The sequence below is a fragment of the Brucella sp. NBRC 113783 genome (assembly GCF_040372265.1).
Lineage (GTDB): Bacteria > Pseudomonadota > Alphaproteobacteria > Rhizobiales > Rhizobiaceae > Brucella > Brucella teleogrylli.
This window is the reverse complement of sequence record NZ_BAABRX010000002.1, coordinates 317,314-332,197: the sequence shown is the minus strand read 5'-3', so window position 1 is coordinate 332,197 and position 14,884 is coordinate 317,314. Positions and strand designations below refer to the sequence as shown.

Here is a 14,884-nt window from a genome sequence, read left to right as displayed (position 1 = left end):
CGTATCTTCCTGGCTTGAACACTCGCCTTTCGGCTTGAGATTGAGCATCCAGAAGAAGAACACATCACCGGCGGTATTCCCGAAACAAATCAACTATCTGTCGTAATGACGCAACCTGATTAGAAGATCGCCAATTCCTCCAGTCTTGGCATCTGAAAAAGGCCGATGGTTTTGCCATCGGCCTTTTTCATTGCGCTTACTCCAACCGGGGCATCAAGCCCGGCTAGTTTGCTTATTCTTCGCTGGCTGCGGGTGCTTCGCCTCCGGGCGCGGATTCGCCACCCTCAACGTCACCATTGCCGTTTTCCTCGTCGCTATCCGTTTCGGAAATACGCTCGACGGAAACAACCTTTTCACCATCAGCCGTGTTGAAGATCGTAACACCCTTGGTCGAACGGCCCGCGAGACGGATACCATCGACAGGCACGCGGATCAGCTGGCCACCATCGGAGACGAGCAGGATCTGGTCACTTGCTTCGACCGGGAATAGCGAAACGAGCTTGCCGATTTCGTCGGTCTTCGACGTGTCGGTGGCACGGATGCCCTTGCCGCCACGGCCCGAAACACGGAACTCGTAAGACGATGAACGTTTGCCGTAGCCATATTCGCTGACCGTCAGCACGGTTTGTTCGCGCGCCTTCAGTTCCTGATACCGCTCTTCGGAAAGTTCGGCGTCGGTACCGACTTCCTCACCAACAACGACGATATCGTCGGCATCGTCCGCGCCTTGCGCCCGGCGTTCGGCAATCGAACGCTTGAGATAGGCGGAACGCTGCGAGGCATCGGCTTCGACATGGTGCAGGATCGCCATGGAGATGACCTTGTCGCCATCCGCCAGATTAATGCCGCGCACGCCGATCGAGTTGCGGCCTGCGAAGACGCGCACATCGGTAACCGGGAAGCGGATACACTGGCCGCCGGCGCAGGTTAGAAGCACGTCGTCGAATTCCGTACAGGTATCGACGGAGAGGATTTCATCCCCGTCATCCTCGAGCTTCATCGCGATCTTGCCGTTGCGGTTGACCTGAACGAAGTCCGACAGCTTGTTACGGCGAACCGTACCGCGCGTGGTCGAGAACATGACGTCCAGATTTGCCCAGGAATCTTCATCCTCCGGCAACGGCATGATGGTCGTGATGCGCTCGCCCTGCTGCAACGGCAGCATGTTGATGAGAGCCTTGCCGCGCGATTGCGGTGTGCCGACCGGCAGGCGCCAGACCTTTTCCTTGTAGACAATGCCACGCGAGGAGAAGAACAGAACCGGCGTATGCGTATTGGCGACAAACAGGCGGGTGACGAAATCTTCATCCTTCGTCGCCATGCCGGAACGGCCTTTGCCACCGCGGCGCTGTGCGCGATAGGTCGTCAGCGGAACGCGCTTGATATAGCCCGCATGGCTGACGGTGACGACCATGTCTTCGCGAGCGATCAGGTCTTCATCGTCCATTTCCGCGCCGCCGAAACCGATTTCGGTGCGGCGTGGCGTGCCGAACTCGTCACGAACGGCAATCATCTCGTCCTTGACGATGGTCATGACGCGCAAACGCGACGACAGGATATCCAGATAATCGCGGATTTCCTCGCCGATCTTGTTCAGTTCGTCCGCCACTTCGTCACGTCCGAGCGCCGTCAGGCGCTGCAGACGCAATTCGAGAATGGCGCGGGCCTGTTCTTCGGAGAGGTTATAGGTGTTGTCTTCATTGATGCGGTGACGTGGATCGTCGATCAGGCGGATTAACGGTGCAACGTCAGCGGCGGGCCAGCGGCGCTCCATCAACTGTTCACGCGCGGTCGTTGGATCGGGCGCGCGACGGATCAGTGCGATCACTTCATCGATATTGGCAACCGCAATCGCCAGACCCACCAACACATGCGCACGGTCGCGCGCCTTGTTCAGCAGGAACTTGGTGCGGCGGGTGACGACTTCCTCGCGGAAGGCCACGAAGGCGCGCAGCATGTCGAGCAGCGTCAGCTGTTCCGGCTTGCCGCCATTCAGCGCCACCATGTTGCAGCCGAACGAGGTCTGCAGCGGCGTGTAGCGATAGAGCTGATTCAGCACGACATCGGCAACGGCGTCACGTTTCAATTCGACCACGACGCGATAGCCTTCACGGTCGGATTCGTCGCGCAGATCGGAAATGCCTTCGATGCGCTTGTCGCGCACCAGTTCGGCCATTTTCTCGATCATCGAGGCCTTATTCACCTGATACGGAATCTCGGTTATGATAATGGCTTCGCGGTCGCCGCGCATTGGCTCGATTGCCGCGCGTCCACGCATGATCACCGAACCGCGCCCGGTCGTATAGGCGGAATTGATGCCCGCACGTCCAAGAATGATGCCTCCGGTCGGGAAATCGGGACCCGGAATGATCTCCATGATTTCTTCCAGCGGGATGGCTGGATTTTCAATCAACGCGATGCAGCCATCGATGACTTCGGCAAGGTTGTGCGGCGGAATATTGGTCGCCATACCGACCGCAATACCGCCCGAACCATTGACGAGCAGGTTCGGGAAACGCGCTGGCATAACCACCGGTTCCCGTTCGCGACCGTCGTAATTGTCCTGGAAATTGACCGTGTCCTTGTCGATGTCCGACAGAAGGGCTTCGGTGAGTTTTTCCAGACGGCATTCGGTATAACGCATTGCCGCCGGGGGATCACCGTCGATGGAGCCGAAATTGCCCTGCCCGTCGACAAGCGGATCGCGCATGGAGAAATCCTGCGCCATACGCACGAGGGCATCGTAGATCGAGGCATCGCCATGCGGGTGATACTTACCCATGACCTCACCGACCACACCCGCCGATTTACGGTAGGGGCGGTTATAGGCGAGATTCATCTCGTTCATGGCGTGAAGGATACGACGATGCACTGGCTTCAGGCCGTCGCGCACGTCTGGCAGAGCACGGCTCACGATAACGCTCATGGCGTAGTCGAGATATGAGCGCTGCATTTCCTCGATAATGGAAATCGGCTCAATACCGCTCGGGCCGCCATTCATATCGTCGGAACCGGGTGGAGGGGTTTGATCTGACACTATTCAGATATCTTTCTCAACAGAATCGATAAAGTCTCTTTATAAAGGAAAGTAGCGCAAAACGCCAATTTCGAGACCATTTCCGGCGGCTAAATCGTTTTTGTAAATCAATGACTTATAAGATATTCACATAAACATGGCGCAAGCTTGTTGCTCGATCCGGCACTTTGCATCGACCAATGCGGCTTGATCGTCTAGAATTCAATCGTGACAGACCAATGAGAGGGCGACAGTAGCATGGGGTTCTACGATACCGTATTCAGCGCCTTCGTCACCCTTCTTGTCACGATCGATCCACCGGGCCTGGCGCCGCTGTTTCTAGCGTTGACGCCGGGCATGGATCGTCACCATCGCGGTCAGGTCGCGCTTCGCGCTTCCATCATCGGATTCATCGTCATGGCGCTCTTTGCCGTGGCAGGCGTGCAGATCCTCGGCATGTTCGGTATTTCCATCGGGGCTTTCCGCGTCGCCGGTGGTCTGCTGCTGTTCTGGATCGCGTTTGAAATGATTTTCGAGAAGCGAACCGAGCGCAAAGAAAAGAGTGCCGAAGTCGCGATCACCAAGGATCATATCCGCAATATTGCCGCCTTCCCGCTCGCAATACCGCTTATCGCCGGTCCCGGCGCGATCTCGGCCATCGTGCTGACGTCGAACTCATTCCATGGCTTCGGGCCGCGTATCGCCCTTCTGGGGGTGATCTTCGTTTGCCTGCTCATTACCTATGTCGTGCTTCTGCTCGCAGAACGCGTCGACCGGTTCCTTGGCGAAACCGGTCGATCCATTCTCACCCGCTTGCTGGGTGTCATTCTGGCGGCACTCGCCGTTCAGTTCGTCGCCGATGGTATCAAGACGCTCATAACCGGTTAAGAGCATTTCCAGCAAAAGTGCGAAGCGGTTTTGCGTCAGATAATGCGTATGAATGAATGTATAGAGCGGTTTCTAATAACCGCTCTATACCGATTTCTGTGCCTTCTTGCCGATCATGGCATGACGCAGCTTGGACGAGAACCAGTCGATAACCGCAACAGCAATCAGGATCATGATGATCAGGAACGAAACGTCCTGAAGGTTCAAAACCTTGATCTGTTCGGCCAGATGCGCGCCGATGCCGCCTGCCCCGACAATACCGATGATCGTTGCCGAGCGCGTGTTGGACTCGAAGAAGTACAGAACCTGACTACCGATCAGCGGCAGAACCTGCGGCAGTATGCCGAAGCGATAGCCGTGCAGGCGGTTGCCTCCCGACGACAGCACGCCTTCAACCGGCTTCTTGTCCGCGCCTTCAATGGCTTCCGAAAACAGCTTGCCGAAAGCGCCAAAGTCGGAACAGGCGATAGCCAGAATACCGGCGAAAGGTCCAAGCCCCACCACTGACACCCAGATCAGCGCCCAGATCAGTGTATCGACGCCACGGATGGTATCGAGAAAGCGACGTATGCCGAAATGCAGGAAGATGTTCGGGATGATGTTCTTCGCCGCCAGAAACCCGAACGGAAAGGCCAGTATGGCGGCCAAAAGCGTGCCCAGATAGGCAATGGCCAGCGTTTCCAGCATTGACCACAGATATAGGCTGAAACGGCCATTGGATGCCGGTGGCAGCATCATCAAGGCGAAATCGCCGAGACGACCGAAGCCGTTCAGGATACGCAGCAGCGAAAAATCCAGCCAGTAGAAGGCAAACCACAACGAGGCGATGATGAGCACGCCTGCAATCGTCAGATTGCGCCATGTGCGCGCATTGCCGAACAGTTCCGCATATTCCGCGTGCAATTCCTTTTCGTGGGCATGGGCTTCGCGGGAGAGGCTTTGCGCAATGTCTGTCATGAGAAGCTCCCCTTTAACCGATGCGGCCCAGAAGCGCGTGACGCACACGCTGGGTGATGAGATCGATCACGACTATCGTGATGATAATCAGCAACAGGATGGCGCTGACATCGCTGTAATAAAATTGCCGGATGGAAGTGAGCAGTTCCTGACCGATACCGCCTGCACCGACAAAGCCCATGACGGAAGCGCCGCGCACATTGATTTCAAAGCGCAGCAACCCGTAGGAGGCGAAATTGGCGGCGACCTGTGGCAGTACGGCAAAGCGGATGACCTGAAGGCCGGAGCCGCCGGAAGCACGGATACCTTCCACCGGCCGCATGTCGATGTTTTCGACTACTTCCGAAAAGAGTTTGCCGAGCGCGCCGGTCGTGTGAAGCATCAGAGCCAGCACACCGGCCATTGGTCCCAGACCGAAAGCGATAACAAATAGCAAGGCGAACACGATTTCAGGCACGGTCCGCAGCAGTTCTAGTCCACGACGAACGATGAAACGCACCGTCGAGTTCGGGGCCATATTGGAGGACGCTGCGAAGGAAGCCGCAAAAGCGATAACCGCCCCGATCAGCGTGGCGAGATAGGCGATCAGCAACGTCTCGAAGAGCATCTTGAGCCAGCCACCGATATTCCAGTACCAGGCGGCCATGTCGCCCCAGAAATTGGCGATGGTCAGGTCTGGCAGAATGCGCCCGAGATAACTTGTAAAGCGAAAGAGATTTTCAACCAGTGTGCCCGGCCGAACGTCGGCAACAACAGAGGCAGCTATGGCGATAACAACAAGGCCGACGAGGAAACCGATGCCATAAAGGCGTCGTTTCCCGACTTCCCTGCGATACTCGGCGAGCAGACCCTTGGAGCCGCTGCCGTCGAGAGTGGATATCGTCATGCGAGATTCCCTAACAAAAATGCCCGAAGCTTTTGCGGCTTCGGGCATTTCGATTGTTCTTCGGATCAGGACTTGCGTGCCTTGTCGTTGAACTTCAGCATCTCGATGATCGGCTCATAATCCTTGGTTTCGGTCGCCACGAATTCCTGGTCCTTGCCATCGGAAAGAGCGTCAAAACCGGCCTTGTCCTTCTTTGGCATGTCGAGGAAAGCCTGCTTGATGTCAGCCTTCAGCTGGTCAGGCAACGTGCTGAGCACGGCAAACGGACCTTCCGGCAGGAAGTCCGACTTGAAGATGATGCGGAAATCGTCCTTCGTCAGCGCCTTGCCGTCTGCGTCCTTGAGAACGCCGCGGCTGATCATGCGGGTCAGGTTGGAGTCGTTTTCCGAATTCCAGGAATTGGCGGCAGCGTCAGCGGTGCCCTGAGCGAGAGCCAGAACGGCGTTTTCGTGGCTGCCGGCAAAAAAGTTCTTACCGAAGAAGGTATCGACGCTATAGCCTTCGCGGTTGAGGAAGTAGCGCGGCGCATTGTTGCCCGAGGTGGAGTTTGGATCGACAAGCGCGATACTCTTGCCCTTCAGGTCGTCCATTTTCTGGTATGGGCTGTTGGCGCGAACATAAACGACCGAATAATAGCCGTTGACGCCGGTGTCGTGACGCTGGTTGACGAGCGGCGTGGTTTCAACACCGGTCATGACGGCGCGTGCATAGGAAGCCGGGCCATAGAAAGCGATCTGGATATTGCCAGCGCGCTGGCCTTCGATAACGGCGGCGTAGTCGTTTGCAACGCGCAGCGTGACCTTGGTGCCGAGTTCCTTGCCGAGATAGGCCGTCAGAGCGGCATAACGGTCACTGGTGGTCGAAGCGTTTTCGGACGGGATAACGCCCAGAACCAGTTCCGGATATTCCTTGCTCCAGTCAGCAGCCTGAGCATGGAAGGTCATGGTAGCGGTGAGCGCAACAGCCGCCAGAAAAGTTCTACGGTTAAGCATAAGTCTCTCCTGTTAATCCTGAGTTTGGAGCGAGTTTTTTCCGCAGCTTTATTCGCTCAGGCGGAAATCTGGCGCAGTGCGGCTTCAGCCGACTGCGGAACCGGTACAGGCATTGCGTCAACCGTGTCGTCACTATCGACAACGTCGGCTGCTTCCATGCCGTAAAGATCGCGCGATGCCATATCAGTCAGCATCGACGGCGTGCCGCGGAACACGACCTTGCCAGCGGACATGCCGACGAGGCGGTCGCAATAGCTGCGCGCGATATCAAGTGAATGCAGATTGCAGAGAACGGTGATGCCGTATTCGCGATTGATACGACGCAACGCATCCATGACGCTGCGCGTATTGCGCGGATCGAGCGAAGCAATCGGTTCATCGGCAAGAATGATGCGCGGCTGCTGAACGAGTGCACGCGCAATCGCCACGCGCTGCTGCTGGCCGCCGGAAAGCTCATCGGCGCGGTGCGCGGCCAGATGGGCGATATCGAACTGCTGCAAGGCAGACAATGCGATCAGGCGTTCTTCATCGCTCCAGATGCGCAGAAGCGACTTTGGCGTCGAGACATAATTAAGACGCCCCATAAGCACATTGGTCAGAACATCGAGACGGTCGACCAGATTGAAATGCTGAAAAATCATCGCGCATTGTGCGCGCCAGTCGCGAAGCCCGGAGCCTTTCAGGCCGGTAACATCGCGCCCCTCCCAATGAATGGTCCCTTCCGACGGTTCGACGAGGCGGTTGATCATACGCAACAGCGTCGATTTACCCGCGCCCGAACGTCCGATAATTCCCACAAACGTGCCGGGCTCGATCTCGAGGTCAACCCCCGAAACCGCCACCTTGTCATTATAGCGGCGCGTTACGTTTTTCAGTTGAAGCATGAATTCATCTCCATTCATGCTCACTCTGAATTGCTTCCATGACATTGCAATGAAAGCATCGTGACGTTTGTGTAAATTTAAACGCTACTATAGGTTTATTAGTTAAGACTTTGTTTTAGCGTACATTTCTGTCAGATGACGAATAAATGCCTCTGTGGATTCACCAACATCGCCGGAATTGTCTATTATGACAACATCGCCAGCCCCGTCATTGAAGTTCACTTCGCGCGAAAGCCGCAAGGCGATCTCGTCTTTGCTTTCGCGGCCACGGCTTGCCAGCCGCTCGGCGAGGATTTCCGCGCGTGCCGAAATGACCACCACCGAACGCGACGGATAAAGCCTGCGCATGTCGTCCAGAACGCGGCGCGAGACATTGGCAATCACCACAGTTCCGCCATCGATCAGCGTATCAAGCGACTTCGGAAGACCGTAGTTCAAACCATGGGCGCGCCAATGAAGCGCAAAGGCGCCCTCGCCCGCGGCTTTCGCAAAAGCCGCTTCATCCAGACTGTCGTGGTCTTCGGTTCCCGGCATTTGCGGGCGCGTGACGATGCGGCGTACAAAATGAAAGCGCGCATCGCCTGCGAGGGCCATGCGCGCGCCATCCATGATCGTGTCCTTGCCGGCCCCGCTGGGGCCGACGACAGCAACGAAACAGCCTTTCGGCCGGATATTTTCCATACGCATCAGAGCACCCGCTCGCCTTCCCGCCAGACGGTGCGCACCACCGGTATCGCACTTCTGGTGCGTGCTCGTACCAGATCGGCGCGCTTGCCGACAGCAATTTCGCCACGATCATCCATGCGCATTGCATCGGCGGGGTTCTTGCTGACAAGGCGGATGGCTTCAGGAAGCCCAATCGGGCGCTCGCCGGAAGCAAGGCCGAAAGCCGACTGGATGAGGCTGAACGGAATATAGTCCGACGACAGAATATCGAGACTGCCATTATCCACCAGATCGCGGGCGGCGATATTGCCCGAATGCGAGCCGCCACGCACGATATTCGGCGCGCCCATCAGGATCGACAGGCCCGCGCCCTTGGAGGCAGAAGCCGCTTCCAGTGTGGTCGGGAACTCCGCAATACGGACGCCGTGATCAAGCGATTCCCCCACGTGAGCGCTGGTGGCGTCGTCATGGCTTGCCAAAACAATACCGCGTGCGCCCGACATATCGGCAATCGCCCGGCGATGCTTGGCCGAATAGGCGTCGGAGTCTGCCATGCGCTGTTCGCAATGCAAACGAAACTCTTCGTCGTTGAGTTTCAGCTTGCGCATGTAATAGGTGCGATAGGTTTCGATCTCCGCGAACTGACGCTGCCCCGGCGCATGATCCATCAGCGAAGCCAGCCTCACCCGATCATCGTTTTCAAAAAGCGCAAAGCCTTCAAGGCAGTCGGCTGCGGAAACCTCGCAGCGCAGATGCAGGAAATGGTCCGCGCGCAGACGGTTTTCGCGCACGCCGCTTTCAATTGCATCGGCCAGCAGACGCATATCCTTGCCGACGAAGTCGCGATCATAATCGGAACCGACCCGCATCGCATCGAAGACAGTGGTGATGCCCGATGCGGCAACCTGCGCGTCGTGGGCCTGAACGGCGGCATCCACGTTCCAACGCACCTTGGGACGCGGCGCATAATGCGATTCCAGCTGGTCGGTATGGAGTTCAATCAGGCCGGGAATGACGTAATCACCATCCATATCCTCGCCGCCATTTACATTGCCCTGATCGATGGCGGCGATCTTGCCGTCGCGTATCAGGATGGAGCCGGAAACGACCTCGTCGGCGAGCACGATGCGCGCATTTTTGAGAACGATTTCATTCGCCATGAGAAAGCTCTTTCATGACCGCCTCGGTATTGGCGGCAGTTTCATATTTTGAGAGAAAAGTTTCGATATCGAGCGCGCGGAAATCATCAAGTGCATCGCGCAGGCGTTCATGGCTCCAGTCCCACCAGCCCAGCCGGTCGAGACGATTGCCGGTCGCGGCGTCAAAGCGCTCGCGTATGAGACGCGCCGGGACACCGCCCACAATCGTGTAAGGCGCAACATCTTTGCTGACGACCGCACCGGCACCGATCACTGCGCCATTGCCCACGGTGACGCCCGGCAGGATGGTCGATCCGTGACCGAGCCATGTGTCATGGCCGATCTTAACCGCATTGCCGCGACGCCAGTCGAAAAACTCGGTTTCATTCTCCGCATCCGGCCAGTAATCGCCAGCGCGATAGGTGAAGTGATGCAAAGTTGGACGCCAGGTCGGATGATTGGTGGCATTGATGCGCACATGGCTTGCAATGTTGGAGAATTTACCGATCTCCGCGCACCAGATTTCGCAATCGATGCCGAGATAGGAGTAGTCATCCAGCACAGTTTCCGACAGACGGCTGCGCGCGCCGACTTCCGTGTAACGGCCAAGCTTGCTGCCGGTGACATCTGCCGTTTCGTGAACCAGAGGTTCAACCGAGAGCTTGGTCATGCCGCCGCCCTCGGCGAAAAGGCGGTCACGTCGATGATGCGGTCGGCCACTTCCTCACGCACATCCTCGTCGTGGAAAATGCCGAGCATCGCAACGCCTTCTTCCTTTTTGGTCTTGATCAGATCCACCACGACCGCGCGGTTCTTCGCATCAAGCGAAGCTGTCGGTTCGTCCAGCAGCAACACCGGATGATCGGTGATGAAACCGCGAGCGATGTTGACGCGCTGCTGCTCGCCGCCGGAAAAGGTTGCAGGCGGCAGCGCCCAGAGGCGTTCCGGCAGGTTGAGCTTGGCCAGCAATTCCCGCGCGCGGTCCAGCGCCATGTCGTGGTCGGCACCACGAGCGATCAAAGGTTCGGCCACGACATCGATAGCCGCCACTCGGGGTAACGTGCGCAAAAACTGACTAACGTAGCCAATCGTGTCACGGCGAACGCCAAGCACTTCGCGGGGATCAGCCGTGGCCAGATCGACAGCGCGATCCACATGGCGGATCAGAATGGAGCCCCCATTCACCGCATAATTGCCGTAGACCATCTTCAGGATCGAGCTTTTGCCGGCACCCGATGGACCGCCCAGCACGGCGCATTCACCGGCATTGAGTTCAAAATTCACGCCCTGCACGACCGGCAGTTCAACGCCGCCCTGCAAATGCATGGTGAAGGTCTTGGTAACGCCGGATACCACCAGGGGCGGCGTGGATTGCGAAGCGGATGTTTGCAACAGAGACATTTCTCACCTCACGCATGAAGTTCCGTCAGTTTGGAAAAAACACGCGATAAATATCTATTTTAATTGATCTATACCTGTAAGATCGATGATACGAGCAACTGCGTATAAGGCGCTTGCGGGTCATCCAGCACGCGATCCGTCAAACCTTGCTCGACGATGTGACCGTCTTTCATGACCATGATCCGGTGCGACAGAAGCCGCGCTACGGCGAGATCATGCGTGACGATGATGACCGAAAGCCCCAGATCGTTGACGAGCCCGCGCAACAGATCGAGCAGGCGCGCCTGCACCGAAACGTCGAGACCGCCGGTTGGCTCGTCCATGAACACCAGTCGCGGCGCGGTGACGAGATTGCGGGCAATCTGCAAACGCTGGCGCATACCGCCGGAAAAAGCGCGCGGCTGATCATCGATACGGTCGGCAGCAATTTCCACACGGCCAAGCCACTCAGTCGCAGTGGAGCGGATATTGCCATAATGGCGCTCACCCACCGCCATCAGGCGCTCGCCGACATTGGCGCCAGCCGAAACCGTCATGCGCAGTCCGTCAGCCGGGTTTTGATGCACAAAACCCCAGTCAGTGCGCATCAGAAAACGGCGCTCGGCCTCGCCGATCTTGTAGAGATCGCGGAATGCGCCATCGCGCATCCGATATTCAACGGTGCCAGACGTCGGTTCCAGCCGGGTTGCAAGGCTGTTGAGCAGCGTCGTCTTGCCCGAGCCGGATTCCCCGACGATGGCCAGAACTTCGCCGGGCCAAAGATTGAAGGAGATATCCTCGCAGCCACGGCGGCTGCCGTAGAACTTCGACAGGTTGTTTACTCTCAGCAGAGGTTCGTCGTTCATTCTGCGGCCTCCTTATTGGCAGCCAGATGACCAAAATGGCCCTTTGCCTGACGGTCTTCGCAATAATCGGTATCCGAGCAAACGAACATTGAACCGCCGCGATCATCGAGCACAACTTCGTCCAGATAGACGCCCCTTGCGCCGCACAGCGCACAAGGTTCCTTGAACTTCTGCACTTCAAACGGATGATCCTCGAAATCGAGGCTCACGACCTGCGTGTATGGCGGCACTGCATAGATGCGCTTTTCGCGACCCGCGCCGAACAGCTGCAAGGCAGGCGACATATGCATTTTCGGATTGTCGAATTTCGGCGTCGGCGATGGTGCCATCACGTAGCGACCTTCGATCATCACGGGATAATCATAGGTCTTGGCGATCTGGCCGTGGCGCGCAATGTCCTCGTAGAGCTTCACATGCATGAGGCCATATTCGGCGAGCGCATGCATCTTGCGCGTTTCCGTCTCGCGGGGTTCCAGAAAGCGCAGCGGTTCCGGGATCGGCACCTGATAGACGATCACCTGCCCTTCGGTCAGCGGATATTCCGGAATGCGGTGGCGCGTCTGGATGATCGTCGCCTCGCCGGTGCTGGTGGTCACGGCCACATTGGCGGTCTTCTGGAAGAACGCGCGGATCGAAACGGCATTGGTCGTGTCGTCCGCACCCTGATCGATAACTTTCAGCACATCGTCCGGCCCAAGAATGGCAGCCGTCACCTGCACGCCACCCGTGCCCCAGCCATAGGGCATCGGCATTTCGCGGCTCGCAAAAGGTACCTGATAGCCGGGCACCGCTATGGCCTTCAATATGGCGCGGCGGATCATGCGCTTGGTCTGCTCGTCCAGATAGGCGAAATTGTAATTGGCCAGATCGCTCATTCTGCGGCCTCCTTCACTGGAGATTCTGCTTGATTTTGCGTCTTCTCATATTCAGCACGCATGCTGCGGATGAGTTCGAGCTCAGCCTGGAAATCGACGTAATGCGGCAGTTTCAGATGCTCGACGAAGCCGGTCGACTGCACATTGTCGGAGTGCGAAATGACGAATTCCTCATCCTGTGCGGGCGCGGTCACGTCGGTATCGAATTCACGAACCCGCAAGGCGCGGTCGCAGAGCGACATAGACATGGCCTTGCGTTCGCTCTGGCCGAACACCAGACCATAGCCACGCGTGAATTGCGGCGGCTGCTTTGAGGAGCCCTTGAACTGGTTCACCATTTGGCACTCGGTCAATTGCACCCGGCCAAGCGAGACGGCAAAGCCCAACTCCGGCACGTCGAACTCGACCTCCACTTCGCCGATGCGAATTTCGCCGACGAAGGGGTGGGTGTTGCCGTAGCCGCGCTGGGTCGAATAACCGAGCGCGAGAAGAAAACCTTCATCACCGCGCGCCAGCGCCTGCAAGCGCAGATCGCGTTCCATCGGGAATGTCCATGGCTCGCGTGTCAGATCGCCGGGCTCATGACCTTCCGGCAGGGAGCCATCGTCCTCGATCATGCCGTTCGCGCCGAGAATATCGGTGACGCGGGGCGTCTCTTCCTTCTCGGTTTCGCGTGCTTCCGGCTCTGGCACAGCAACGTCTCCCGCCAGATCCGGATCGAGAAGACGGTGGGTGTAGTCGAAGGTCGGGCCGAGCATCTGGCCGCCCGGAAGATCTTTATAGGTCGCGGAAATGCGGCGCTCGATCAGCATCTGCCCGGTTTCCATTGGGCGGGAATACCCAAAGCGCGGCAATGTGGTGCGATAAGCACGCACGAGGAAAATGGCCTCGATCAGATCGCCACGCGACTGACGCACGGCAAGCGCGGCCAGCTCGCGATCATAGAGCGAACCTTCCGCCATCACACGGTCAACGGCGAGTGCAAGCTGCTCGACAATCTGATCCAGACGCAGTGCGGGCACAGCACGATCACCCCGGCGGCGATCATCGAGAAGTCGGTGGGCGTTACGAATGGCTGTTTCGCCACCCTTTACGGCAACATACATGTTCAGCCCTCCAGTTTGATTATGCGCGTGGTGCGCGGAAATGCGATGACCGCGCCATCGCAGACCAGAACCAAATCGACGCCAAGCGGATATTGTGCGCCGTTGTCTCGCCATTGCGAAACGAAGTCCTGCGGAAGACCGTCGATGTGAATTTCCCGCTCACCGTTAATGCCCGGCCCCTTCAGAACAAGGCCCTGCCCGCTCTCAAACGACTTGACCGCAAGAACCACCGTTGTCGAACGATCCGGAAACTCCGGCTGCCCTTGCGAGAATTCAGCCAAGGGCGGCAACAGCGAAGCATCGGTAACCAATGCGAATTGCGCAGAAGCGGAAGATTCAACCTGCGGCGCGCCGGTTTGAAATGTCAGCCAGGCTGTAGCGTCTGCATCGGCTGCAATGGCGCGGTCGCACCAGACGGTGGCATCATGGTCGAGCAAGGTGGCGGCTATGACGCCCAGTTCCGGCGTCAATGGCTGGGGCGGCGTGGCAGCCCGGGTCAGAGCGTAGACGCGGCCCGGATTGGCCATCGCATGCATGACGGCATGAAATGCCGATTGGGCGTCGGTGACCGGATTTGCCAAACCACCTTCGAAGGCCGGAGACGAATGGGGTGAAGAATGCAGCATCAATTGTCTCCCCGAACCATGGTGAAGAAATCAACTTTGGTGGCAGCAGCTTCGCTGCGCAGTTTTGTGTCGGCCTGTTCCAGCCGGTTGCGCAAGACGTCGAGGACCTGACGCTCCACCGCTTCACGGCGCGCTTCGTCGGTCCAGAGCGCATCAAACAAAGCGGCCAGTCGTGCCTTTTCCTGATCGCGACCGAGAGCATAGGAATGCCCGACGGAACCATCGGTCAGACGCACAGTCGCGCGCGTCACCGTCGCCTCGCCGACATTGAAAGGCGCACCGCCGCCGCCGATACGGCCGCGCAGCATTACCAGTCCTGTTTCCGGACCACGGAGAATTTCGAAATCAGGCTTGTCCGACCAATTCTGCCAGAAAGCTTTCAGCTCTTCGCCGCTTGCCTGCGCAAGCGTTGCCATGCTGGCCTGTCGTGCAGCCTGCACCGCGTCAAGCGCCTTGCTGTTGCCGGACTTGTCGTTGCTGGCCGAGGCGTGCATCCCACCGGCGGCAGTGCCATTGCCTGCCTTGGGCTCTGTCGTTTGCATGAGCTTTTCCGCCCTGTTCAATTCCGTTGACTTGCCTTGCATATTTGTCTATTTATCTAGA

At 57.8% G+C, this 14,884-nt stretch carries 15 protein-coding genes; 1 reads left to right on the top strand and 14 read right to left on the bottom strand.

The window, feature by feature from the left end:
- Nucleotides 1-232: 232 nt before the first annotated feature.
- Nucleotides 233-3,001, bottom strand: coding sequence for a DNA gyrase subunit A (gene gyrA / locus ABWW11_RS06885; RefSeq protein ID WP_124915993.1), 2,769 nt, complete (start codon nt 2,999-3,001; stop codon nt 233-235).
- Between the two features lie 273 nt (nt 3,002-3,274).
- On the opposite strand from gyrA, the gene ABWW11_RS06880 reads away from it, so the two are divergent.
- A complete protein-coding gene (locus tag ABWW11_RS06880) occupies nt 3,275-3,904 on the top strand; it encodes a MarC family protein (protein WP_109368972.1) in 630 nt (209 codons plus the stop codon).
- Between the two features lie 84 nt (nt 3,905-3,988).
- Here the strand turns inward: ABWW11_RS06880 and phnE (ABWW11_RS06875) are convergent, their stop codons facing one another.
- From phnE (ABWW11_RS06875) to phnG, 13 genes are all read right to left on the bottom strand, one after another.
- Nucleotides 3,989-4,861 carry a phosphonate ABC transporter, permease protein PhnE gene (phnE, locus tag ABWW11_RS06875; RefSeq protein ID WP_319080485.1) on the bottom strand — a complete coding sequence of 291 codons (873 nt, stop codon included), beginning with the start codon at nt 4,859-4,861 and terminating at the stop codon, nt 3,989-3,991.
- Nucleotides 4,862-4,874: 13 nt separating this feature from the next.
- Nucleotides 4,875-5,747: a phosphonate ABC transporter, permease protein PhnE gene (gene phnE / locus ABWW11_RS06870; RefSeq protein WP_109370228.1), complete on the bottom strand. Its 873-nt coding sequence runs from the start codon at nt 5,745-5,747 to the stop codon at nt 4,875-4,877.
- A gap of 65 nt (nt 5,748-5,812) precedes the next feature.
- Nucleotides 5,813-6,739: a phosphonate ABC transporter substrate-binding protein gene (gene phnD, locus ABWW11_RS06865; RefSeq protein WP_109368970.1), complete on the bottom strand. Its 927-nt coding sequence runs from the start codon at nt 6,737-6,739 to the stop codon at nt 5,813-5,815.
- 56 nt (nt 6,740-6,795) lie between these two features.
- A complete protein-coding gene (gene phnC / locus ABWW11_RS06860) occupies nt 6,796-7,623 on the bottom strand; it encodes a phosphonate ABC transporter ATP-binding protein (protein ID WP_109370227.1) in 828 nt (275 codons plus the stop codon).
- 102 nt (nt 7,624-7,725) lie between these two features.
- Nucleotides 7,726-8,304, bottom strand: a complete 579-nt coding sequence (phnN, locus tag ABWW11_RS06855) for a phosphonate metabolism protein/1,5-bisphosphokinase (PRPP-forming) PhnN (RefSeq protein WP_124915994.1) — start codon at nt 8,302-8,304, stop codon at nt 7,726-7,728.
- A gap of 5 nt (nt 8,305-8,309) precedes the next feature.
- On the bottom strand, nt 8,310-9,449 hold the full coding sequence (locus tag ABWW11_RS06850) for an alpha-D-ribose 1-methylphosphonate 5-triphosphate diphosphatase (RefSeq protein WP_109368969.1): 1,140 nt from the start codon (nt 9,447-9,449) through the stop codon (nt 8,310-8,312).
- Entirely contained in the window at nt 9,439-10,098 is a 660-nt protein-coding gene (locus ABWW11_RS06845) for a DapH/DapD/GlmU-related protein (RefSeq protein ID WP_109368968.1), read from the bottom strand. Before ABWW11_RS06845 ends, ABWW11_RS06850 begins: the two co-directional genes overlap by 11 nt.
- Nucleotides 10,095-10,829, bottom strand: a complete 735-nt coding sequence (phnL, locus tag ABWW11_RS06840; RefSeq protein WP_109368967.1) for a phosphonate C-P lyase system protein PhnL — start codon at nt 10,827-10,829, stop codon at nt 10,095-10,097. Before phnL ends, ABWW11_RS06845 begins: the two co-directional genes overlap by 4 nt.
- A gap of 68 nt (nt 10,830-10,897) precedes the next feature.
- Nucleotides 10,898-11,674, bottom strand: a complete 777-nt coding sequence (gene phnK, locus ABWW11_RS06835; RefSeq protein WP_109368966.1) for a phosphonate C-P lyase system protein PhnK — start codon at nt 11,672-11,674, stop codon at nt 10,898-10,900.
- Nucleotides 11,671-12,549 carry an alpha-D-ribose 1-methylphosphonate 5-phosphate C-P-lyase PhnJ gene (locus ABWW11_RS06830; protein ID WP_109368965.1) on the bottom strand — a complete coding sequence of 293 codons (879 nt, stop codon included), beginning with the start codon at nt 12,547-12,549 and terminating at the stop codon, nt 11,671-11,673. The genes phnK and ABWW11_RS06830 overlap by 4 nt, the downstream gene beginning before the upstream one ends.
- Nucleotides 12,546-13,655 carry a carbon-phosphorus lyase complex subunit gene (locus ABWW11_RS06825; RefSeq protein ID WP_109368964.1) on the bottom strand — a complete coding sequence of 370 codons (1,110 nt, stop codon included), beginning with the start codon at nt 13,653-13,655 and terminating at the stop codon, nt 12,546-12,548. Before ABWW11_RS06825 ends, ABWW11_RS06830 begins: the two co-directional genes overlap by 4 nt.
- A 2-nt stretch (nt 13,656-13,657) precedes the next feature.
- Nucleotides 13,658-14,281 (bottom strand): phosphonate C-P lyase system protein PhnH, encoded by a 624-nt coding sequence (gene phnH, locus ABWW11_RS06820; protein WP_109368963.1) that lies wholly within the window; start codon nt 14,279-14,281, stop codon nt 13,658-13,660.
- Complete coding sequence (gene phnG / locus ABWW11_RS06815) at nt 14,281-14,775, bottom strand: phosphonate C-P lyase system protein PhnG (RefSeq protein WP_109370225.1); 495 nt, start codon at nt 14,773-14,775, stop codon at nt 14,281-14,283. The genes phnH and phnG overlap by 1 nt, the downstream gene beginning before the upstream one ends.
- Nucleotides 14,776-14,884 lie beyond the last annotated feature (109 nt).